The 21,610-nt window shown below is 68.1% G+C and carries 23 protein-coding genes and 2 pseudogenes; 9 read left to right on the top strand and 16 right to left on the bottom strand.

All coding sequences use genetic code 11. The features are described from left to right. Positions 1-10: 10 nt before the first annotated feature. Positions 11-858: pseudogene (locus GOARA_RS20825) on the bottom strand (nucleotidyl transferase AbiEii/AbiGii toxin family protein). A gap of 14 nt (positions 859-872) precedes the next feature. Then, a complete protein-coding gene (locus tag GOARA_RS05575; RefSeq protein ID WP_245548362.1) occupies positions 873-1,568 on the bottom strand; it encodes a type IV toxin-antitoxin system AbiEi family antitoxin domain-containing protein in 696 nt (231 codons plus the stop codon). Positions 1,569-1,676: 108 nt separating this feature from the next. Between GOARA_RS05575 and GOARA_RS05570 the strand changes: the two genes are divergently transcribed. Then, complete coding sequence (locus GOARA_RS05570; protein ID WP_007321343.1) at positions 1,677-2,024, top strand: hypothetical protein; 348 nt, start codon at positions 1,677-1,679, stop codon at positions 2,022-2,024. Next, positions 2,021-3,145 (top strand): DNA polymerase III subunit beta, encoded by a 1,125-nt coding sequence (gene dnaN / locus GOARA_RS05565; protein ID WP_007321342.1) that lies wholly within the window; start codon positions 2,021-2,023, stop codon positions 3,143-3,145. The genes GOARA_RS05570 and dnaN overlap by 4 nt, the downstream gene beginning before the upstream one ends. A 31-nt stretch (positions 3,146-3,176) precedes the next feature. Here the strand turns inward: dnaN and GOARA_RS05560 are convergent, their stop codons facing one another. From GOARA_RS05560 to GOARA_RS05540, 5 genes and pseudogenes are all read right to left on the bottom strand, one after another. Next, positions 3,177-4,673 (bottom strand): ArnT family glycosyltransferase, encoded by a 1,497-nt coding sequence (locus tag GOARA_RS05560; RefSeq protein ID WP_007321341.1) that lies wholly within the window; start codon positions 4,671-4,673, stop codon positions 3,177-3,179. Positions 4,674-4,710: 37 nt separating this feature from the next. Further along, the gene (locus GOARA_RS05555; protein WP_007321340.1) at positions 4,711-5,817 is read right to left on the bottom strand and encodes a winged helix DNA-binding domain-containing protein; all 1,107 of its coding nucleotides are present in this window, start codon (positions 5,815-5,817) and stop codon (positions 4,711-4,713) included. Next, entirely contained in the window at positions 5,814-6,236 is a 423-nt protein-coding gene (locus tag GOARA_RS05550) for a VOC family protein (RefSeq protein WP_007321339.1), read from the bottom strand. The genes GOARA_RS05555 and GOARA_RS05550 overlap by 4 nt, the downstream gene beginning before the upstream one ends. 40 nt (positions 6,237-6,276) lie before the next feature. Beyond that, a pseudogene (locus GOARA_RS19760) lies at positions 6,277-6,498 on the bottom strand (dihydrofolate reductase family protein); the annotation flags it as partial. Between the two features lie 181 nt (positions 6,499-6,679). Further along, complete coding sequence (locus tag GOARA_RS05540; RefSeq protein ID WP_211599491.1) at positions 6,680-6,886, bottom strand: hypothetical protein; 207 nt, start codon at positions 6,884-6,886, stop codon at positions 6,680-6,682. Between the two features lie 71 nt (positions 6,887-6,957). Between GOARA_RS05540 and GOARA_RS20525 the strand changes: the two genes are divergently transcribed. Then, a complete protein-coding gene (locus GOARA_RS20525) occupies positions 6,958-7,140 on the top strand; it encodes a hypothetical protein (protein WP_007321336.1) in 183 nt (60 codons plus the stop codon). A 63-nt stretch (positions 7,141-7,203) separates the two neighbouring features. Further along, positions 7,204-8,988: a CocE/NonD family hydrolase gene (locus GOARA_RS05535; RefSeq protein ID WP_040521873.1), complete on the top strand. Its 1,785-nt coding sequence runs from the start codon at positions 7,204-7,206 to the stop codon at positions 8,986-8,988. A gap of 4 nt (positions 8,989-8,992) precedes the next feature. Here the strand turns inward: GOARA_RS05535 and GOARA_RS20170 are convergent, their stop codons facing one another. After that, positions 8,993-9,211, bottom strand: coding sequence for a DUF4190 domain-containing protein (locus GOARA_RS20170; RefSeq protein ID WP_050947170.1), 219 nt, complete (start codon positions 9,209-9,211; stop codon positions 8,993-8,995). A gap of 7 nt (positions 9,212-9,218) precedes the next feature. On the opposite strand from GOARA_RS20170, the gene GOARA_RS20165 reads away from it, so the two are divergent. After that, on the top strand, positions 9,219-9,443 hold the full coding sequence (locus GOARA_RS20165) for a hypothetical protein (RefSeq protein WP_170265575.1): 225 nt from the start codon (positions 9,219-9,221) through the stop codon (positions 9,441-9,443). Between the two features lie 526 nt (positions 9,444-9,969). Here GOARA_RS20165 and GOARA_RS20160 read toward each other — a convergent pair. After that, positions 9,970-10,110 carry a hypothetical protein gene (locus tag GOARA_RS20160; protein WP_170265573.1) on the bottom strand — a complete coding sequence of 47 codons (141 nt, stop codon included), beginning with the start codon at positions 10,108-10,110 and terminating at the stop codon, positions 9,970-9,972. 100 nt (positions 10,111-10,210) lie between these two features. On the opposite strand from GOARA_RS20160, the gene GOARA_RS05525 reads away from it, so the two are divergent. The 3 genes from GOARA_RS05525 (at position 10,211) to GOARA_RS20155 (ending at position 11,730) form a co-directional block, all read left to right on the top strand. Then, positions 10,211-10,726: a peptidylprolyl isomerase gene (locus GOARA_RS05525; RefSeq protein WP_007321332.1), complete on the top strand. Its 516-nt coding sequence runs from the start codon at positions 10,211-10,213 to the stop codon at positions 10,724-10,726. 77 nt (positions 10,727-10,803) lie between these two features. Continuing rightward, positions 10,804-11,460 carry a rhomboid family intramembrane serine protease gene (locus GOARA_RS05520; protein WP_007321331.1) on the top strand — a complete coding sequence of 219 codons (657 nt, stop codon included), beginning with the start codon at positions 10,804-10,806 and terminating at the stop codon, positions 11,458-11,460. A gap of 114 nt (positions 11,461-11,574) precedes the next feature. Beyond that, positions 11,575-11,730 carry a hypothetical protein gene (locus GOARA_RS20155; protein WP_170265571.1) on the top strand — a complete coding sequence of 52 codons (156 nt, stop codon included), beginning with the start codon at positions 11,575-11,577 and terminating at the stop codon, positions 11,728-11,730. A 349-nt stretch (positions 11,731-12,079) separates the two neighbouring features. Here GOARA_RS20155 and GOARA_RS05515 read toward each other — a convergent pair whose 3' ends face one another. Beyond that, entirely contained in the window at positions 12,080-12,574 is a 495-nt protein-coding gene (locus tag GOARA_RS05515; protein WP_007321330.1) for a PH domain-containing protein, read from the bottom strand. 85 nt (positions 12,575-12,659) lie between these two features. Beyond that, positions 12,660-12,950 (bottom strand): cell division protein CrgA, encoded by a 291-nt coding sequence (gene crgA / locus GOARA_RS05510; RefSeq protein WP_007321329.1) that lies wholly within the window; start codon positions 12,948-12,950, stop codon positions 12,660-12,662. A 38-nt stretch (positions 12,951-12,988) separates the two neighbouring features. On the opposite strand from crgA, the gene GOARA_RS05505 reads away from it, so the two are divergent. Further along, positions 12,989-13,648 (top strand): aminodeoxychorismate/anthranilate synthase component II, encoded by a 660-nt coding sequence (locus tag GOARA_RS05505; protein WP_007321328.1) that lies wholly within the window; start codon positions 12,989-12,991, stop codon positions 13,646-13,648. A gap of 433 nt (positions 13,649-14,081) precedes the next feature. Here GOARA_RS05505 and pknB read toward each other — a convergent pair whose 3' ends face one another. From pknB to GOARA_RS05480, 5 genes are all read right to left on the bottom strand, one after another. Continuing rightward, positions 14,082-15,977, bottom strand: coding sequence for a Stk1 family PASTA domain-containing Ser/Thr kinase (gene pknB / locus GOARA_RS05500; protein ID WP_007321327.1), 1,896 nt, complete (start codon positions 15,975-15,977; stop codon positions 14,082-14,084). A gap of 3 nt (positions 15,978-15,980) precedes the next feature. Then, on the bottom strand, positions 15,981-17,309 hold the full coding sequence (locus GOARA_RS05495; RefSeq protein ID WP_007321326.1) for a protein kinase domain-containing protein: 1,329 nt from the start codon (positions 17,307-17,309) through the stop codon (positions 15,981-15,983). Continuing rightward, positions 17,306-18,808: a penicillin-binding transpeptidase domain-containing protein gene (locus GOARA_RS05490; RefSeq protein ID WP_007321325.1), complete on the bottom strand. Its 1,503-nt coding sequence runs from the start codon at positions 18,806-18,808 to the stop codon at positions 17,306-17,308. Before GOARA_RS05490 ends, GOARA_RS05495 begins: the two co-directional genes overlap by 4 nt. Continuing rightward, on the bottom strand, positions 18,805-20,247 hold the full coding sequence (locus tag GOARA_RS19260; protein ID WP_007321324.1) for an FtsW/RodA/SpoVE family cell cycle protein: 1,443 nt from the start codon (positions 20,245-20,247) through the stop codon (positions 18,805-18,807). The genes GOARA_RS05490 and GOARA_RS19260 overlap by 4 nt, the downstream gene beginning before the upstream one ends. Beyond that, on the bottom strand, positions 20,244-21,610 hold a 1,367-nt coding region (locus GOARA_RS05480; RefSeq protein WP_138947559.1), incomplete at its 5' end, for a PP2C family protein-serine/threonine phosphatase. The genes GOARA_RS19260 and GOARA_RS05480, both read right to left, overlap by 4 nt.

Below are 21,610 nucleotides of genomic sequence, written 5' to 3'. Positions count from 1 at the left end.
CCCATACGCGCTATGAGCGAGGTGGTGGGGCGACACCGCGGTTGAACACGGGATCCAGGTAGGAGGCCACCAGCGCCATCTGCTGGTCGAGGTCTGCTTCGCAGACCGTTTCCAGTCGTTCTTTGCGGCGCCAGGCGGCCCACTTGGCCTGGCCGATCTTCCCGTAGCCGACCATGTGCGGTGCGATGGGTTCGAGGGTGACACCCCGGTAGCGGGCGACGGCCCTCGCTGAGTGGAGCAGTTCATCGGTGTCAATGCCTTGCCGGGCGAGTTGGACGATGTCGACGTAGTCACGCCACCTCGTGCTGGTGATTCCCCGCTCCAGGATGGTGACGCCCTTCTCGGCGATCGTGGTCTCGGGCGCGTAGCCGAGCAGCACGATCGGGTCGCCCAAGACGCGGTCGATGCGCACCTGCCGCGGGGCGGGCACGATCGGATCTCCAGTGGAGACGTCCCACGCAGCGGTGCCCTTCCACGGCCCGATCGACGCACCGACCCGCACGCGGAACCGGGGTAGTCGGCGTGTTCGCGGATCTCCTGCACGCTGATCGAGCCGAGATCGAACACCACCCCGTCATCGGTCTCGACGGCGGCGATGTCGTGAACGACGGCAATCAGGTGGTCAGCGGTGACGTCTGCTCCGATGGCGTTCGCGTCCGCGTCCTTCGTTGGGCGCCGTACGCCGTAGGCGGCCAGCAGGATCCCGCCCTTGAGGACGAAGTCCTCGGCATGGGCGGTGCGAGTGAGCCGGTCCAGGAACGACTCCAGCGTGTGCCGGATCAGATACTCCTGCGTCGGCGCACCCGTCCCGGCCTTCGCCGCTGCCGAGCGCGCCGCAAACTGGATGCGGCGGAACACCTCATCGTCAACGCTTATGCCAGCGCTTCCAATGTCTGGAGGAGGGGAGACTTCGCCCGAGGAAGCCGAGAGGCGATCTCGATCAGCCGGGCCGGTTTCCCACCACGGCGCAGCCACTCCTTCAACGACTCCCGCGCCAACTCGTACCCGACCTCGCCGCGCAGCCGAAACGCATCGGCGATCGATCGCTCGGGCGAGTAGATCCCGATCGCCTGGTCTGTGCCCGGAATCGGGATCTCCTCGCGGCCGATCTCGAACGTTGGCCGGTCGAACTGATGCCACGCGATCGCGCCAGTGCTCGCCGGCGTACGCGCCCCGCGCGGGATGGCGACATCCAACGCGACGGGGATAGCATCAGTCAACTCATGATGCGCGAGCGCGGACGCCAAGCAGATCGTCGCATCCGGGCGACGGGTCGCGGCCTCGATCCAGTCCCAGTCTGCCGCCGGTGCATCCGCAGGCAGGTAGATCCCGCGAGCGATCCGCTCCAATCGTCCCTCACGCGCAGCGCGATACAGCCCACTGCGCGACAGGCCGGCCTCCTCGGCGGCGCCCGGTCTCACCGTCGACATTACCGCCACCTCCGTTGATACGAAACGTACACACGTAAGTGTAGCCGATGACGAATCGTTTCGTTCGAGTGCTTGTTCGCGTGGTTCTGTGAAAGCGAGGGACGCACCCATCGTGTTCGAGACCACAGCGATTGCCATCGCTGGCGACCCATCGATCCACCTGGCGTGAGCCGTGCCACCGTCGGCTCGGCGGGCACCACAAGACCAAGCGTCAAAGTTTTTTTGACGAGCGTCTACGCTTAGCCTGTGGACACCGGCGACGACGAACTTCTCCAATCATGGGGCCGACGACGGAGCGATTCCGACTCGATCGGTGACCGAGCCTCGCTGGTACAAACCGCGGTCGAGACCGCCGCGGCAGAAGGCGACCTTCCCCTGGACGTGCTGTCCGCGGCGGCGATAACCCTCCAAGCCGCGCGAAGTGACCTGGATCGACTGGAGCTGGCGCTTATGCGTGCCGCGAGCGACAACGGTCACTCCTGGAGCGTGATCGCCCAGGTACTCGGGTTTCGGTCCAAGCAGGCGGCACACGCTCGTGCTAGCGCGCTGGTCCACCGCCTCGAGGTCCGCACCGGCGAGGAGGGCGAGTCGTGAAGTTCCGCATCGAGCAGCGAACTTTCGAGGAGCTCCTGGTGAATGTTGCGCCGGCGATTCCTCGGCGACCGCCGCTTCCTCTCTTGGCGGCGGTCGAGATCAGTGCCGCGGACACCGATCGGGTCACCGCTTCGGTGTACGACTTCGAGGTGGCGGCGCGAGCGTCGGGCACCGCAACCGCGGTCGTCGAGGCGGGCTCCGCCCTGGTCTCCGGCCGACTCCTCGCGGAAGTGGCGCGACTACTCCCACCGACGCATCCGGTCGAGGTATTCACCGACGCCACGGACCTTCACGTCGGATGCGAGGAGATCGCCTTCACCCTGCCTCTCCTGCCCATCGACGACTACCCTGCCCTGCCGCCCGTCCCCGACGTGATCGGAACCGTCGCAGGCCGAGAACTCGACGATGCGGTCCAGGCGGTGACTAGCGCCGCCGGCAAGGACGACACTCTGCCGATGCTCACCGGAGTCAAGGTCGAATTCCATCCGTCACACCTTCGCCTGGTCGCTACCGACCGATTCCGAATCGGCATCAGGGACGTCGGGTGGTCACCGGGCGCACGCATCGCCGGCGAACAGCAGGTCCATAGTGTCGTCGTCCCAGCGAAGGCGCTCAGCGAAGCGGTACGGACGTTGCAGTGTGCCGAGATCAACGTCGCCGCCAGCTCGGGTGACGGCGTGCTGGGGCTCCGCAGCGAAGCGTCGCATCGCACCCTCCGCCTCATGGACCAGCAGTTCGCGCCCTACGACCGGCACTTGATCGAGGACTACTCGACGTCGGCGTCCGTTAGCACCAGCGAGCTGACGACAGCCGTGAAGCGGGTGGCGCTGATGGCAACCGGGCACGCGCAGATACTCCTCGCGGTCTCGGATTCTTCCGTCGAACTGACGGCCGGCGGACCGACCGACGGCCGGGCGCGGCAGATGTTGCCGTGCTCGGTGAGCGGAGAACCGACCACCGTTGCCTTCAACGCCAAGTTCCTGATCGACGCGCTCGGCGCGTCTGACTCGGCGACGACGACCATCGGATTGAACGGCCCCACCCGAGCGGCCACCTTTCGGCCCGAGCCGCGCACGAACACGGACCGTCACATACTGATGCCGGTCCGACTTCCGACGTGAATTGTCACAGCACCGGATCGACACCCTGATCTCACATGCGGCGCAGCTCCGGCCACAGCGTCGACCACGGAGCCCGGGGATGGCAGAGGCGAATGTCCACCTCGGTCGACACGGTGGGAAAGCCGATCCGGTGATCGAACCGCCGGACCGTGCGCGACCGATCGCACATGTGGTCCTGAAGCGCGGCGTCAGAGCTGACGACGCGGAGCACCGTCGTGGCCGAGTCCGCAGGCTCACCGAAGAATCCGTACCCACGGCTCGGGCTATACACCGGTGGCAGGCCCGTGCCGTAGTAGGCGAGCGCGGCCGCCTGCCAGTACGAACTCGTGACGATCGCCTGCGGCCGTTCGCCGTCGGGTAATTCCGCGATCGATTGCTCGACGGCACTGGTGAGCTCCGGCCAGCCGAATTGGCCGTAGACGGAGATCAGCATGCCCGCTTCCATCACCGATTTCGGCTCCGCGATCTCGGATTCGGGCGTGAAGGGCAGGCTCACGACGATGGAACCGACCGCGAGGATCGACAGGGGCACGGTCACCGCCAGCCACAGCCTCGGCCTGGGAAGCGTCTCGAAGGCGACGGCTCCGGCGGCGATGATCACCGGCAGCATGCCGCCGGGGTAGTACGGCCGACCCGCGGTGATGATGAAGACGATCACCAGCAGGATGAACGCGGGTGCCAGGAACCGGTACGGCCGGAGCCGGTGCGACCGCAAGAGGGCGTAGAGGCCGTAGAGCAGGAGAACGCAGCCGAGCACGCCGGCGGTGAGCAGCATGATCGGGATGAAGGCGACGCGTCCGCCCGCGTACTGACTTTCTTCGGCGACCTGATCGGTGAGCTGGAGGTACGGCCAGCCGCGCTGCGCCTGCCAGAGCAGGGCGGGAATCATGGTGACCACGGTGAACGCGCCGCCGGCCCACAGCGCGGGCCGACGCAGGAGGTCTCGTGGGCCCCAGACCAGCGAGGCGACGATTACACACACCCAGAACACCGGGATCAACCACTTGACCTGCATGTCTATCGCGGTCACCACGCCCGCCGCGAACAACAGCCAGTCTTGCCGAGTGCGAACCCAGCGCACCAGCAGCCAGGTGATCGCCACCCACAGCGGGGTATCGATCGCGTTGGTGGCGAGCAGCGAGGACTGCAGCAGCAGGAAGGTGGACGTGGCGTACGCGCCCGCCGCCAATGCCTGCGCGAAACGACCGCCGCCCATCTCCCGGGCGATCAACGCCGACAACAGGATCCCGATCAGGGTGATGACCAGCGACGGCAGCCGGAACAGAATCAGTGAATCGCCAGGCATCGCGTCGCCGAGGAGCGCCAGCAGCGGCAGAACCGGACCCTGGTCGGCGTAACTCACGGACAGGTGGTGGCCGGCGGCGATGAAGTACAGCTCGTCGCCGAACAGGTGATACCTGCTCGCGCTGAACGCGGCGACGACCGCGCTCAGAACGAGAATGGGTACGAGCGCGATCCACGCGATCGGCGCGGGATCGGCGGTCTCCACGGGGGCGGACGGCCGCATGATCAGAAACTAGCACGAGCGGCCGTGAAGGCGAGTGTCACGATCCGATGAATCTCACCGGCAGATCCTCGTCGGGTACGGCGAAGCTCAGCAGCTCATATCCTTCGCGCTCGATATCTTCGCGCGCTGCACCGGAGAGCCGGACGACGGGCTCGACCTCCAGAAACTTGCCGCCGGTGCGATGAAGCTTCCAGAGTGCGGCGACTCGACCGTCGTAGAGCACCGCGCCCCGACTCATGCGCTCCTTGATCAACAGGCGTCCGCGCGGGGTGTCTTCGATGAACCGCGACCGGTCGGCGTGCGAGAGCAGCAGGTTGTCGAACTCGGGCAGAAACCGGGTTGGTGCGAGCGTCTCCTCGGCGGGGAGGTCCGTCTCAGCAAGGTCGAAGAGTTCCCGGCCACTGGCATCGTCGACATACGCCCGCAGCTGCGGGCGAAGCCGGTCGACGACCTCGCCGAGCTTGGTGAGACCGCACCATGCTTGGACGTCCCGCACCTGGGCGGGGCCGTACGCCGCGAAATACCGGAGCACGACGTCGTCGATCGGCATCGCCCTCACCTGGCGGCCCAGCCATAGCGAGGCGGTCGACATCGTGGGGTTTCCGCTCTTGCCCCAGATCCCTCGCGGAGGAACCTGGATCGCGGGCAGCAGACAGCGCACCGCGTGGGCGAGCGCGGCAGGGTCTCGATCGGGCCATCGCGGAGCCAGCTTCTCCCGAAGCTCGGCCGCAGTGCGTGGTGCTTGAGCCATCAGTGCCTCGCCGACGGCCAGCACCTCGTCGACGTCGAGGCCCTCCAGGCGTTCGCGCCCATACGTCGCGTTCTGGAAGACCTCGCGGTCCAGGCACGGCTGAACCAATGGACGGATCCCCAGGAAGTCCCGACTGGACATCAGATGGATCGTCGCGCGCATCGCTCCGCCGCGGACGGCCTGCCGGTTCTCGATCAGCGACGCGAGATCGCCGGTCTCGAATCCGACCAGCCGCGACCACAGCCCGACGTAGGGCGCCAACGGCACCTGCGCCTGCATGCCGACGAGGTGCTCGATCGCGTCGAGCGCGGGCCGATCCTGTCGTTCCAGCAACCACTGCCGGTGCAGTGTGGCGCGATTGAGGACGCGACGGCTCAGGCGTGCCGCCTTCACCACCCGCCTTCGACCGCCTGGTTCAGTGCGATCAACGTGTTGTCGGGTGCGCGTAGGACGGCGAGCTTCGCGCCCGGAACGTCGACCACGCCGGTGTTCGGGTCCACGCCGTCGACCGGTTGCCCCTCGCCGAGTGGGGCGAGGGAACCGTCGGCGACCTCGACGAGGGTGGACGAGCCGAGTTCGGACAGCTGCCGATGAGCGTTGTCGACGTCGTCGGCGTCCCAGAAGACAACCGGTTCATCCACCCACGGCAGCTTGGTCAGGCCGATCGAGACGGTCTCCGTGGAGAAGCTGGCGAAATCATCGGAGCGGAAGTCCGGCTCGCGCCCCAACGCCGCCGACCAGAAGGCGATCGACGCGTCCAGGTCGCGCGCGGGGAACACGACAGAATCAATGCGAGTGAGGGGCTGTGGCATACGACAAACGGTACAACCGGGGTACGACACTCTCGTCTGGTCAGCCGTGCAGCGCGGGCCGGTAGACGAGTTCTTGGATGCGGCCGTCGAGTGTGTGCTGCTCGATCAGCTCCAGGTCGAAGTCGTCGGCGCCGGCGAAGATCGGCGCGTCCCCGGTCCGGCCGCTGATGACCGGGAAGATCGTTACCTGAAGCCGGTCGACGAGGCCCGCCGCCATGAGGGCGCGGTTCAGTGCGAGGCTGCCGTGGGAACGCAGCGGGAGCACGGGGACGATGCAGCGCCAGCGCGGCGCGAGCCGCTCGACGACTGGTAGCCACAACGCCTCGTCCATCAGTGCGCCGTGGAGGAGCACGACCGCATCACCGGTCCCGCCGGTGTCGACGTACTCGACCTCGCCGCTGCTCAATCGAAGCGACCTTCTGGGCGGGTTCTGTTCGCCGATCTCACCCGGCGGCATCGGTACGCTCCGCCGGCTCGTGAGCTCGTGCGGCGACGTCGGCGACGACTCGCCGCATCGTGACGACGGCGACTCGACGGTGGAGCAGCGAGATCGGCGGCCACACGAACCGGGCCGCACGACGGTGGTACTCGATGAAGAAGGCGAGCGTGACTCTGTCGCCGGCGACCTGGCAGACGTACTGGGTGGTCATTAGCGACTCGACCTCTTCGAGCAGCACCCAGTTCTCGCCCCGAGCGGTGACCAGGCCGGGTACGTCATCGGATGCCCCGGCCAGTATCCGGACCCAAGCCGGTGCTCGGTGATGGAACGCGACCGCCCAATCCTCAGGCGACGTGGCCGTGGCGGGCACCGGTCACGGCGACCGTCGCCGATCCGTTCGGCAACGTGATCGGCTTGATGTACAGCCCGCACTATCTGGAAGTGCTCGCGGCGCCGTCGCGCTGACCTTCGCCCCGACACGGAGATGGGGAGGGGTCGGTCCATCGCACGTCCGTTACTGTGGCACCCATGCCTGCCCAACATCGGTCACGGCGCCGGACGGCGCTGCTGTGGGCCGGTGCTTTGGTCGGTGCTTTCGCGATGATCGCCCCGAGTCTGACGGCGCCGGCGGCGCACGCCGAACCGGTCACCGGACTTCTCGGGAAGGTACGTGACGGTCGCTGGTACGGCGCCCACATACCCACCACCGGCGGCGCGCGGCTCTATGCCGATGTGCTGCTCCCGGCTCGTCGGTCGGGACGCGTTCCCGTCGTCCTGGCGATGGGACCGTATTTCCAGCACTACTCGCCGAGATCGGGCGGACGGCAGCCCGCCGACCGCTACAACGACCTTATCGAGGGCGCCAGGTTACTGAAGCGCGGATACGCCGTGGTCTTCGTCGACCTGCGAGGGTTCGGCGGCAGCACCGGATGCCCGGACAACAGCGGACCCGTCGACCGCTCCGACATCCGCACCGCGGTCCGGTGGGCGGCGACCCGGAAGTGGTCGTCGGGCCGTGTCGCGATGTACGGGAAGTCTTACGACGGCGTCACCGGACTCATTGCCGCCGGCATGCGCATTCCTGGGCTAGCCGGCGTCGTCGCGCAGGAGCCCGTCTACGACTGGTACCGCTACCTGTACGGCAACGGCGTGCCGCGCACGACGCGGAGCAGGACCCCGCTGTCGTTGATCTATACCTCGGTGAACCCCCCGCCAACCAACTTCAACGATTTGCAGTTCCGCGAGTACGCGGCGCGCTCGGCTGCCAACATCGTCAACCCGACGTGCAATCTGGCTGCGCTCGCGGCGCAGCAGAACGCGTCGCCCGACGACCGCTACTGGAAGCATCGCCGGATCCTCGAACCGCTGAGCGGGTCGACGGTGCCGATCTTCCTCTCGCAGGGCTTCATCGATCAGAACACGGCGGCCGACGGTCTCGCCGAGGCGTTGCGCTATCACAGCGGCCCGGTCAACGGGTGGCTCGGCATGTGGGACCACGTGCGCGGCAACGACACCGACCGCACGACGATGATGGGTGCTGCGACGGACCGGTCGTCGACCGGACGCCGCGACTTCCTCGTCCAGGTCGCCCAGTTCTTCGACCGCCATCTCAAGAACGAGGGAGCGGCGCCGACTGGGTTCTACGTCCAGGACAACACCGGGGCCTGGCGGACGCAGCCGTCGTGGCCGTTGCGTTCGGCAGTGCGCAAGGTCGAGCTGAGAACGGGTACCTACCGGCACGACGGCAAGCAGGTCGCGACGAAAGTGCGGGTACGCGGTCGCTGGCTGGCCACCCAGGTCGATGCCGTCCCCGCCGGCGCGCAGCTCGCGCAGGACACCGAAGACGACAGCGCTAACGGCGTATGGACGATGCTGCCGCCCGAGGCGACCGCGGCCCGGATCAGCGGTGCGCCCTGGGTCACAGTGAACACCCGCGTGCGCAACAACAGTTCGGACCCGCTGGTCCAGAAGACTCCCGTCGCGGTCGACGTCTACGACGTCGATCCGGCCGGGCGCGCAACGTTGATCACCCAGAACGTGGGAATGCTCGCCCCGGGATCCACCCGGCTCCGGCTCTACGCGACCGACTGGCTGGTGCGCGCCGGTCACCGGATCGCCATCCGGATCACCGATTCGAACCGGGGACGCTGGGAGTACCCGGTCTCACCCAACAACGCCGCGGTCACGGTCGTGTCCGGCGAGGCGCTGCTGCCGCTGGCGCCGATTAATGCCGGCACCCCGACGACCGGATCGTCGAATACCAGCCTCGAGGGCTACCTGCACCGCTACCGGTATCCGGTGCCGCGACGCTGAGGATTTAGCTGCCGCCGATCACGAAGATCAGGTAGGTGCACAACCCCAACACGATCGCGGTGATGTAGGCCCAGCCGATCACCAGCGCCGCGACGGCGTAGGCGTCGCCGGTTTCCCCGGTCTGGGCGATCTCCGCGCGCGCCTTGCGTCCCAGGAAGACGCCGATCGGGGCGGTGATGCCGAGGAACGAGCAAATGAGTGCTGGAATCGCGTTCTTGTTCACTTCAGTGGTGGTCGTCGGAGCCGGCACCGCGTGTGGCTTCGCGCCGGTGCTACTCACCGGTTTGGCCGGAGCAGGCGGTCGAGTGGGAGCCGGCGGCTTCGCGGCGCCGCCCGGTGCGGGCGGTCCCGACACCGGGGGTTCCGGAGGGCGAGTGGCCGGACCGGTCGGCTTGGGCGCCTGGCCGGTCGGCTTGGCGGGTCCGGATGATCGGCCCGGCCCCAGTGCCGGCTGAGGTTTCGGCGCAACGGGTGGCGCTGGGCGCGCGGGAGCCGGCGGGGCGATCGGAGGGATCACCGTCGTCGGCCTATCCGGGTTCGTCGCCGACGGAACCGGCGGCGGCTTGCCGGGCGCCGGAGCCGCGGGCGGGGGAGGCGTCCCAGTAGGTGACTTCGGCGGGGTGGGCGCCTTGGCGGCGCTGGGACCACGCCCGGGTGCCGCTGGCGCGCCGGGTCCGGGCCGTCGCGGGGGACCTCCCGGTCCGCCGGTGGCAGGTCGTCGTCGAGCGGGCGGTGGTGGTGCCGGGGTCCAGGCTCGTCCCCGAGTGCCCGCGGGGCGCGAGCCGCCCGGAGCTGAGGATCCCGGTGCGGGGGTACGAGGTGTCTTATTTCCGCGCGGCGCCGACGGACCGCCCGGAGGCGGCCCCGACGGCGGATTGGCGGGGGGAGTCGGCGCAGGCCGTCTGTTCAACGGGCTGTCGCCCGTTGAATCATCGCTGCGCTCGTGTGAACTCATGTGGCAAAACTACCCGGTGGTGCGTGTCAGCGCGTGAAGTCGGTGACGCGAGGAGGCTCGGGCGCAACGGGCGTCGCGCCTGGACCGGAGAGGCGACGGCGTGCGACGACGACCACGGCGACCGCTATCGCTGCCACGACGGCAGCTATCACTGACTTGGAAGACATGCCGTACACCCTGCCAAACCTCGCAGCTACAGCCAACTGGACCGTCGTCGATTCGGGTGCGCCGCCGCACGCCGGCGGCACGAGATGGTTGGATGAAGGAGTGACGAATACAGCGATCATCCACACCAATCGCGGCGACATCGCCGTGACCCTGTTCCCGAACCACGCCCCCAAGACCGTGGCGAACTTCACCGGATTGGCCGACGGCTCCCAGGAGTACAGCACGGCGAACGCCAGCGGCGGCGACTCCGGACCCTTCTACGACGGCTCGGTGTTCCACCGCGTCATCGACGGGTTCATGATCCAGGGCGGCGACCCGACCGGCACCGGTCGCGGCGGTCCCGGCTACAAGTTCGCCGACGAGTTCCACCCGGAGCTGTCCTTCGACAAGCCGTACCTGCTGGCGATGGCCAACGCCGGCCCCGGCACCAACGGTTCGCAGTTCTTCATCACCGTCGGACCCCAGCAGCACCTGAACCGGCGTCACACGATCTTCGGCGAGGTTGCCGACGAAGAGTCGCGCAAGGTCGTCGACGCGATCGCCACGACGGCGACCGGTCCGGGCGACCGCCCCGTCGACGACGTCGTCATCAACTCGATCGAGCTGAAGGACTAGCCATCACCGTCTCCACGCCACGGCCGGGCACCGCAGTCACGCGGGCCCGGCCGATTGCGACCTATGCCCTGGTAGCCGTGAACGTCGCGGTCTTCGCGATCTGCTTCTACCAGGCGGGCACCGGGAACTTCTACGGCTACGTCGATTCGCCGGTGTTCAACAACTCGACGTTGACGCCGACCGACATCGCCAATCACGAGTATTGGCGACTTCTGACGTCGGGGTTCCTGCATCTGTCGATCATGCACATCGCGGTGAACATGATCTCGCTGGTTCTGCTCGGCACGATTATCGAACCGATCCTGGGCACGGCGCGATTCCTGTTGGTCTACCTGGTTGCACTTTTCGGCGGGAGCGCCGCGGTCACCCTGCTGTCCGGGACGAACACGGCGACCGCGGGTGCCTCCGGAGCCATCTACGGGCTGATGGGGGCGATGCTCGTCATCGTCCTCAAGTTCAAGGCGCCCGCCGGCCAAGTGATCGCGATCATCGCGGTCAACATCTTCATCTCCATCTCGGTCCCTGGCATCTCGCTGGTCGGTCACCTGGGCGGGCTGCTGTTTGGCACTCTGGCGACGGTCGCGGCGTTGTACCTGCCCGAGCTGGTCATGGGGAGACAGACGCCGACCATCGAACTGCGTCGCCGGGCGAACGCGGCCGCGTGGCTGGGCATGTTCGCCCTTCTCGCGCTGGCGATCATCCTGGGTGTGCTGGCCCCGCATCTGCGTGGCTGAAACGGCCCGGGGTTCACAGGAACCTTGCAGGTGTTAACCAGCCATTCGACCTCCGTGACGGCTATATTTCGTTCAGTCGGCTGAAGCCGGCCCTTTCATGAGAGGAAGCACATCATGCGCTTTGCAGATCGTCACCGTCGCGGTGACCACGGCCACGGACGCGGCCGTGACTATGACCGCCACGACCGGTGGGACCGTCGTCGCCGCCACCGTCGCCGTCGTCGTTACTGGGACCCGCGCTACCGTCGCTACTACTGGGGCTGGTACTGATCCTTCCCTGAGCGACAGGCTCCCGAGAACCCGGCCGCGCGAGCAGCCGGGTTCTTTCTTTGCCCCGACTATTCACAGCAATCTGGCAGGGAGAGGACAGCGCACGCGGCGGGTGATCGCTTACCTTTGCTGGTAAGAGCCAGAAAAGCGCCGATCGACGAGGAGTTTGCGCGAGATGTTCTTCATACCGCTCCGGCGCGGCAGCCGAGTCGTCAGTGACAACTGCACGTGGGGATCCGAAGACCGGTCCCGCCAGCCTAAGAAGCGTGCCCGCTTCTACAACAAGCAGACGCGCCGCTGGGAGTGGCGCTACTGCTACTGAGCGCTGCCACTGATCGCGCAGCGTCGCTCACTCCACGCCGTCGTATTCGACGGCGAACCCGGCTTGTGCCAGGGTTTCCGCCACCGCGGCCGGGTCCGCGCCGAGGTCCCACCGTCCGAAGACGACGAGGCGGGAGTCATCCGGCGGAAGTCCCCGGCGGCGCGCTGCGTCGCGTGACGAGTCGGCCGCCTTCGTTTCCTCGGTTGCGAGGTCGATCTCCAGCTGGGTACTGCGCCGACCGATGTGTCGCAGCGTGAGTACCCGGATCCGGTAGACGTCCTCGGGCGGGTACGACCGCTGACCGGTGATCGTGCGGACGGTGAGCAGGTTGTCGTGGATCGCCAGCCGGGGCCGCAGACGCAACGCCGAGATGCCGAAGAACAGCAGACCGGCGGCGGCGAACAGGATCAGAACCAGTCCGACTGGGTCGAGCCCGACGGCCAGCGCGCCTGCGACCAGCGCGAATGCGCCGGCCAGCAAGGCGTAGCCCAGTCCGACCGGTGTTGACCAGGACGCTTGCAACGACCCTCCTCGGCCTAGTTATCCACAGGGGTTACCCACAGTGTGGATGAATTACACACATGTTATTTCCACAGTGTGGATAAGTTCAGCGCCACCTCATGGTCATCAGCAGGCCGACGACCATCAGGGCGAATCCGATGAGGAAGTTCCACGGGCCGAGGTTCGCCATCCAGTGTAGGAACTGGCCTTCGCCTCCGTAGGTCGTCGGCGTCGCGGCGAGGTAATAGACCACCAACCACACCAGGCCGAGCAGCATCAGGCCGAACATGACGCTCTGGTAGACCAGTCCCGACGGCCCGGCCTTGACCTTGACCGGAGTACGGCTCGCGGTGTTGATCGTGTAGTCAGTCTTCTTGCGGACTTTTGACTTGGGCATACTCCAACTATCCCATGCCAGGGCGGTAGCCTGTCCACGTGAGTCAGGAAAACCGGATCCTCGTGATCGACAACTACGACAGTTTCGTCTACAACCTGGTGCAATACCTCGGCCAGCTGGGCGTGACGGTCGATGTCTGGCGCAACGACGATCCCCGGCTCTCCGCCGTTCCGCTGGCCGAGACGATCACCCGCTACGACGGCGTTCTGCTCAGTCCGGGACCGGGTACGCCGGAACGCGCGGGCGCGACGATGGACGTGGTCCGTGCGGCGCGAACCACCCGGACACCGGTGCTCGGCGTCTGCCTGGGGCACCAGGCGATCGGCGCGGTGTTCGGCGCCACCGTCGACCGGGCCCCCGAATTGCTGCACGGCAAGACGTCGACCGTCATCCACGACGGCGAAGGCGTTCTGAGCGGACTGCCCAGCCCGTTCACCGCGACGCGGTACCACTCGCTGACCGTGCTGCCGGAAACCATCCCCGACGAGCTGACCGTCACCGGCCGCACCGAAAGCGGAATAGTGATGGCGATGCTGCACCGGGATCTGCCGATTCACGGGGTCCAGTTCCACCCGGAGAGCGTGCTGACCGAGGGCGGCCACCGCATGCTGGCGAACTGGCTGGCTGTCTGCGGGATCGACGTCGACGAGACGTTGGTCGGGCAGCTCGAGAAACAGCTGGCCGCCGCGCTCGACTAGGCGCCCGCTTCTGGCTCGCGTCCGCCTGCCGGGTGCCCACTCGGCACATGTGAGGTGCCCACTCGGCGGAAGTCTGGGCACGGTCGGCGTCTATTCGGTGGTCGAGTGCCCGGCGAGGCGCCAGCCGAGTCGGGTGTATCGAGACCATCGCAAGCCGGTCTTCATTGGCGAGTAGCTGCCCAGTCGGCGTGGGTGAGGTGCCCACTGGGCGGTAATCCGGGCACGGTCGGCGTCTGTTCGGTGGTCGAGTGCCCGGCGAGGCGCTAGCCGAGCGGGTGTATCGAGACCATCGCAGGCCGGTTTTGATGGGTGAGTGGCTGCCCACTCGGCGGGGGTGGGGTGCCCACTCGCCGCAGGTGAGGTGCCCAGTCGGCGGAGGTGAGGTGCCCAGTCGGCGGAGGTGGGGTGCCCAGTCGGCGAAAAGGTGCTGGACCTAGCCGATCAGGCGGCCCTGGCCGACGACGATGCTGACGCCGTCGTCCTTGCGGATCGCCGACCCCGCCGGCGGATCTTGCGCGACGACCCGGCCGTCGCTGCGGTGCCCCAGCGGCAGGCCGCGCGTCGACTGGGTCAGCGTCGACACCCGCCAGCCGGCGGCCGCGAGCGCCGCTCGCGCTTGTCCGGGGGTCTTGCCGATCAGGTTGGGGACGATGAACATGTTTCCGCGCGAGATGGTGACCGTGACCGTCTCGTCGGCGGCGATGGTCGACCCTGCCGGCGGGGAGGTCGTCACCACCTGGCCGCGAGGCATTTCCGAATCGCCCGGCACCACGGTCATCTTCACGCCGAGTTGCTTGAGGATCGTGCGTGCGCGGTCTTCGGTCTCGCCCACCAGCTCGGGGATGGTGACCTGTTTCGGGCCCTCGCCGATGTGGACGACGACGACCGCGTTGACCTCGGTGTCGGTGCCGGCGGGAGGCGTGGTGTTGACCGCCTTGTCCAGCAGGTCCGGTGGTGAGTCGACCTTGTCGGTCTTGACGACGGTGAAGCCGAGCATGGACAGTGCCTCGACCGCTTCGGCGCGGGTCTTGCCGCGCACGTCGGGGATCTTCTGACGCTGCGGACCCGTTGACACGTACAGCGTGACCTCCGAGCCCTCCTCGGCGGACACGCCGGCGCCCGGTGTCGTCCTCGTCGCGATTCCGGCGGGCACGTCGAGGCTGGACTCCTGCATGGTTTTCACACGGAACCCGCTGCGCTCGAGCAACTCCTGGGCCGGCTGCTCGGGGACCTGCTCGACCGAGGGCACGCTGACCTGCGCGGCGGGACCCGACCACGGCTGGAAGATGATCAGGCTGCCCAGGAGCAGGATGACGGCCCCGATGATCGCGCCGGCGCGCAGCCGTCGCTGCCGGAAGATGTTCCGGCCGGAATCGTCGTCGGTGTCGTGCCGCCCACCCGGCGTCGGGCGGACCATCGCGCGCGGGCCGGTGTCGATGAGATCGGTCCGCTCGGCCGCGGACATGATCATCGGCGCCGCCGGACGCTGGCCGGACAACACGCGGATTAGGTCGGCGCGGAACTCCGCCGCGCTCTGGTACCGGTTGGCCGGGTTCTTGCTGATAGCTTTCAGGATCACCGAGTCCAGCTCGGGCGGGATGTCACCGCGCAGGTCCGAGGGCAGCGGTGGATCCTCGTGGACGTGCTGGTGGGCGACGGCCACCGGAGAATCCCCGGTGAACGGCGGCTCGCCGGTCAGGAGCTCGAACAGCACGCAGCCCATCGAGTAGATGTCGCTGCGCGGATCGACCTTCAGGCCTCGGGCCTGTTCCGGGGACAGGTACTGGGCGGTGCCCATGACCGCCGACGTCTGCGTCATCGTCGCCGACGTGTCGTTCATCGCGCGGGCGATGCCGAAGTCCATGACCTTGACCGCGCCGGTGCGGTCGATCATCACATTGGCGGGCTTCATGTCGCGGTGCACGATCGAGGCTCGGTGGGAGAAGTCCATCGCGGCGGCGACGTCGGCCATCCAGGTCAGCGCCTGCCGCGGCGACAGCGGGCCGTCAGCCCGCAGGATGTCCCGCAGGGTCTCGCCCTCGACGTACTCCATGACGATGAACGGCAGCGGACCGTCCTCGGTCTCGGCTTCCCCGGTGTCGAAGACCTGCACGATCGTCGGGTGATTCAGCTTGGCGGCGTTCTGCGCCTCACGGCGGAAACGCAGGTAGAAGCTGGGATCCCGCGCCAGGTCGGCGCGCAGCACCTTGATCGCCACGTCGCGGTTCAGCAACAGGTCGCGGGCGAAATGAACCTCCGACATACCACCGAAGCCGAGCGTTTCGCCCAGCTGGTAGCGGTCGGACAGGTGATGGGGCGTCGTCGTCATCGGCTATCCGGGGAGCCCTGGGATCGGGAACGGGGGCCACTTGGCGGTCGGCGCGCCCGGGTCGGGCGGCAGGTCCTCCGGACGCGGGCGCGGGCGCGGACGGTTCGTCTGCGGCGGCGGTGCCTGCGTCGTCGTGTCCTCGTCCTCGGTGGTGGTCGTCGTCGGCGGACGTGTCGTCGTGCGCGTCGTCGTCGGCGGCCGCGACGTGGTCGTCGGGGTGGTCGGCGCCGGGCGAATCGTGGTGGTCGACGGCGTCACGTCGGTGGTCTGGTTCATCTGCGTGAAGAGATAGCCGACCAGGACCAGCGCGGTGACCAGCAGCATCACCGCGATCGCGGCGAGCGCTTTCTGCCCACCGGTCCAGCCGCCGCTGGCTGGCGCCTTGGCAGGTGCCTGCTTGGCCGCCTTTCGGGCCGGTGTGGCGGCGTTGGCTGCGGCTCGCCCACCGGCGGCGCCCGCTGCGGCGATGCCCGCCGTGGTCGGCGGCGGCACGGATTCACCGGCGCGTACCGCCGCGACGGCGTCGGCGAACTCGCCGCCGTTGGCGTAGCGCTGAGTCGGATCCTTGGCGAGGGTGGATTCGATGAGTTCCCGGACCTCCGCGGGCAGATTGCTCGGCAGCGGCGGCGGGGTCTCCCGGATGTGCTTCATCGCGATGGTGATCGCGCCGTCGCCGAGGAACGGCCGCCGGCCGGTCAGCGCCTCGTAGCCGACCACGCCGAGTGAGTAGACGTCCGACGCGGCGGTCGCCTCGTCGCCGTTGGCCTGCTCGGGCGAGATGTACTGGGCGGTGCCCATCACCATGCCGGTCTGCGTCACCGGTGCGGCGTCGGCGGCCTTCGCGATGCCGAAGTCGGTGATCTTGACCTGTCCGGCCGGGGTGATCAGGATGTTGCCCGGCTTCACGTCGCGGTGGATCAGACCCTGCTCGTGGGCGGCCTGCAGGGCGCGGCCGGTCTGCTCGAGCATGTCGAGGGTGTTCGACACCGGAAGGCGGCCCATGCGAGAGATCACGGCGTTGAGCGGCTCGCCGTCGACGAGTTCCATCACCAGGTACGCCAGCGCCTGACCGCCGTTGCGGTCGGGCGTCTCGCCGTAGTCGAAGACGCCGGCGATGCCGGGGTTGTTCAGGCGGGCCGTCGTCTGCGCTTCGGTGCGGAACCGGCCGATGAACTCGGGGTCGGTCGAGTACTCCGATTTGAGGACCTTCACCGCGACGCGCCGGTTGAGTCTGGTGTCGAGCGCTTCCCAGACCTGCCCCATGCCTCCAGTGGCGATCAGCCGCATGAGGCGGTAGCGGTCCGCGATCACGGTGCCCTGTTGCAACGTCATCGTCCGGTACCTCCTCCCAGTGCTGCGTTGATCACTTCTCTGCCGATCGGCGCGGCTACCGTCGCGCCCGTCGTGTCCCTGCCCAATTGTCCGTTCTCCACCACTACCGCGACGGCGATCCTCGCGTTCGTCGACGGGCCGAATGCGATGTACCAGGCGTACGGCACCTCGTCGCTGGCCGGACCGGCCGAGTGCTCGGCGGTACCGGTCTTCGACGCGATGGTGACGGGGCCCCCCGATTGTCGTTCCGAATCGGTCATCAACGAAGTCAGGGTTGCCGCCTGCGCCGCGGTGATCGGCTCGTTGACCGTCGTCGGCGATGTGGTGTACAGCGTCCGAAGGTCAGGTGCTTGTAGCTTATCGACCAAGTATGGCTGCATGCGCACCCCGCCGTTGGCCACGGTCGCGGCGATGATCGCGTTCTGCAGTGCGGACACGCGGACGTTGTACTGTCCGATCGCCGCTTGGCCGAGTGCGGCGCGGTCGCTGACATCGCCGAGCGTGGATTTCGCGCGCACCGGAAGCGGCAGCGCGGTGGTCGCCTCGTCGAGCCCGAATCGCTTGGCCGTCTCCCCGAGGGTCGTCTCGGCGAGCTTCATCTTGTTGAGCACGAGGTCGACGAAAGCTGTGTTGCACGAGTACTGGAACGCTTGGGCCAGCGTCACGGTTCCATCGACCGCGCCGGGGCACGTCCGGTTGCCGTAGTTGGTGAGAGAGGCGTTGGACCCGGGGAGGTTGATCGACCGGGCCGCGGTGAGCCGCAGATTGGGGTCGAGGCCGTCGCGCAGGGCCGCCGCGGTGGTGATGACCTTGAACGTCGATCCCGGCGGGTAGAGCTGATCGAGGGGGCGATTCAGCATCGGATCCGCCTTGTTGCGAGGGTTCGTCCACTCGGCCCATGCTTGCTCGCGCACCTCGCGGTCGTGGCTCGCCAGCAGGTTCGGGTCGTACGACGGGGTGCTGGCGAGCGCGAGGATCTTCCCGGTGCTCGGCTCGATGGCGACGACAGCACCGCGGCACGGGCCGTCGCAGCGGCCGTTGCTCAACGCGTTGTAGGCGACGCGCTGCAGGTGGGGGTTGATCGTCGTCATCACGTTGCCGCCGCGGGGGTCGCGGCCGGCGAACATGTCCATGAAGCGCTGCCCGAACAGGCGGTCGTCGCTGCCGTTGAGGATCGAATCCTCGGCCAGTTCCATACCGGTGCTCCGGTACTGGAACGAGTAGTACCCGGTCACCGGGGCGAAGGCCGCGGCGGATTGGGTCGGGTAGGCGCGGAGGAAAGGGAGCGTGCCGTCCGACGGCACGGACCTGGCGACGACGTCGCTGCCAGCGGTGATCGCCCCTCGCTGCCTTGCGTACTCGTCGAGCAACACGCGCCCGTTGCCCGGGTCCGCGCGCAGCTTGTCGGCCTGGAACACCTGGATGTAGGTGACATTGGCCAGGAGCACCACGACGAGCAGGCACACGAAGAGCCCGACGCGCTGGATCGGCTTGTTCATCGGTCACCCCCCGTGGGGATGACGCTGGTGGGCATCGCGGTGATCGCTGGCCCGGCCGGTTTGCGCTGCTGGGGTTCGCGAGCCGCGTCGGAGACGCGGATGAGCAGCGCGACGAGGATGAAGTTGGCCAGCAGCGACGACCCGCCGTAGGAGACGAACGGGGTGGTCAATCCGGTGAGCGGGATCAGCTTGGTGACTCCGCCGACCACGACGAACAACTGGATCGCGAGTGTCGCGGCCAGCCCGGTGGCGAGCAGTTTGCCGAAGCTGTCGCGGACGCTGGCACCGGCGCGCAGTCCGCGCATGACCAGGATCAGGTAGAGGCACAGCACGGCGGCCAAGCCCACCAGGCCGAGTTCTTCGCCGATGGTCGCGACGATGAAGTCGGTGTTGGCGAAGGGGACGATGTTGGGCCGCCCGGAACCCAGCCCGGTACCGAAGACGCCGCCGGTGGCGAGCCCGAACAGGCTCTGCACGATCTGGTACCCCTCCTCCGTCGCGTAGGAGAACGGGTCGAGCCAGATTCGCACGCGGACCTGCAGGTGGCTGAAGACGGTGTACGCGAGTACCGCGCCGGCGACGAACAGGACGAGGCCGATGATGACCCACCCGATCTTGTCGGTGGCCACGTAGAGCATCGTCAGAATCGTCATGAAGATGAGCAGCGGCGTGCCGAGGTCGTTCTGCAGCGCGAAGATGGCCATGGCGATGACCCAGGCGACCAGCAGAGGTCCCAGGTCGCGGGCGCGGGGCACGTCGAACCGGCCGATGCGTTTGCCCGCCGTCGTGAAGAGATCGCGTTTGCCGACCAGGACGGCCGCGGTGAACACGATGAGCGCGATCTTCGCGAACTCGCCGGGCTGGATGGAGAAGAATGGGGTGACGATCCAGTTCTTCGACCCGTTGATCTCCGACACCGAGCTGGGCAGCACGGCCGGGATCAGCAGGAAGAGCAGGCCGCCGAAACCGAGTGTGTAGGCGTAGCGCGCGATGGTCCGGTGGTCGCGGATGACGATGAGTACCGCCGTGAAGGCGACGACCCCGAGCAACGTCCACAGCATCTGCTGGTCGGCGTTGTGCTTGACCTCGACGCCGCCGGTGATCGATTCGCCCGCGCGCGCCGCGCCGAGGTCGAGGCGGTGGATCAGGACCAGGCCCAGCCCGTTGAGGATCGCGACGATCGGCAGGATCAGCGGGTCCGCGTTGGGCGCGAACCGCCGGACCACCATGTGTGCGACGAGGTACAGCCCCAGGTAGGCGCCGATGTACTTCACGACGTCGAGGGTCAGCTGCTGGCGCTGGGCTGTCTCGACCAGGAGCAGGGCGACGGACACCAGCGCGACGGCGAAGCCGATGAGGACGAGTTCGGTGCGCCGGGCGCGGTCGCTCGTCGCGGCGGCTGCGGGCGCGGCGGCCGGGGTGATCGAGGGGGCGCTCATCGGGCCCCCCGGCAGGGTCCGTCGGTGACGGTCGGCGGCGGCGGCGGTGGCAGCGGCGCGCCCGGCGGACCGGGTTGCGGCGGAGGGGGCGGTCCGACCGGTCGCGGCGTGCACATCGGCAGGAGGTTCAGGTGGCGCACGCGCTCGTGCATGTCGGTCAGCGACAGGTCGCGCACCTTGGTTTCACGCACCGCGTTCCGGTCGAGCTCCGCGAGGGCCGCGACGGGCAACGGATTGCACGTCGCGCCGGGATCGGCGGTGAAGGTGATTTTCGGCTGCTCGGCGGCCAGGTCGTCGATGCACACGCGTTCGGCCGGCGAGTTGAGGTTGAAGCGGAGGACCGGGTCGGGCGATCCGCGGTAGATGACGATGTTCCCGTCGTCGACGCTGAGGAAGTGGTTGGCCTGCAGCTTCGAGTTGGTGACCCATCCGGCCACGCCGATGCCGGCGAGGAGGAGCGCGACGATCGCGACGGCGACCCACCGCCGGCGGTGGGACACCGGGGCGGGCTCGGGCTCGTCGACGGCCGGGGTCTTGGCCGGCTCGGCCGCGGGGCGCAGCGCGGCGGCTCGTCCGGCGGCCGACGACGGATCAGGGGTGTAGACGGCCTCGCCGTCGCCGCCCGCTGCACCGCCCACGATGGGGCGCGATTCGCCGAACTCGGTGTCGACGACGTCGGCGACGATGACGGTCACGTTGTCGGGCCCGCCGCCGCGGAGCGCGAGTTCGATCAGCCGATCGGCGCACGCCGCCGGCTCGTCCACCGAGGAGACGGTGTCGGCGATGGTCTCTTCGGAGACGACGTCGGAGAGCCCGTCGGAGCAGAGCAGGTACCGGTCGCCGGCGCGCGCCTCGCGCATCGTCAGCGTCGGCTCGACCTCGGATCCGGTCAGCGCGCGCATGATCAGCGAGCGCTGCGGGTGGGTGTGGGCCTGATCGGCGCTGATCCGGCCCTCGTCGACGAGGGCCTGGACGAAGGTGTCGTCGCGAGTGATCTGCGAGAGTTCGCCGTCGCGGAAGAGATAGGCGCGCGAGTCGCCGACGTGGCACAAGCCGACGCGCGTTCCGGAGAACAGCAGCGCGGTCAGGGTGGTGCCCATGCCCTCGAGTTCGGGGTCGGTCTCGACCTGGGCGGCGATCGCGTCGTTGCCGAGATCCATCGCGTGATGGAGCAGATCGAGGATGTCGCCGCCCGGCTCGTCGTCGTCGAGCGGCTGCATGGCCTGGATGACGAGTTGGCTGGCGACTTCGCCGGCGGCGTGGCCGCCCATACCGTCGGCGAGCGCGAGCAGACGCGCGCCCGCGTAGACGGAGTCCTCGTTGTTCGAGCGGACCAGGCCGCGGTCGCTGCGCGCGACGTATT

It is taken from the genome of Gordonia araii NBRC 100433 (assembly GCF_000241265.1).
GTDB classification, from domain to species: Bacteria; Actinomycetota; Actinomycetes; order Mycobacteriales; family Mycobacteriaceae; genus Gordonia; species Gordonia araii.
This window is presented reverse-complemented; position numbering and strand designations above follow the sequence as displayed.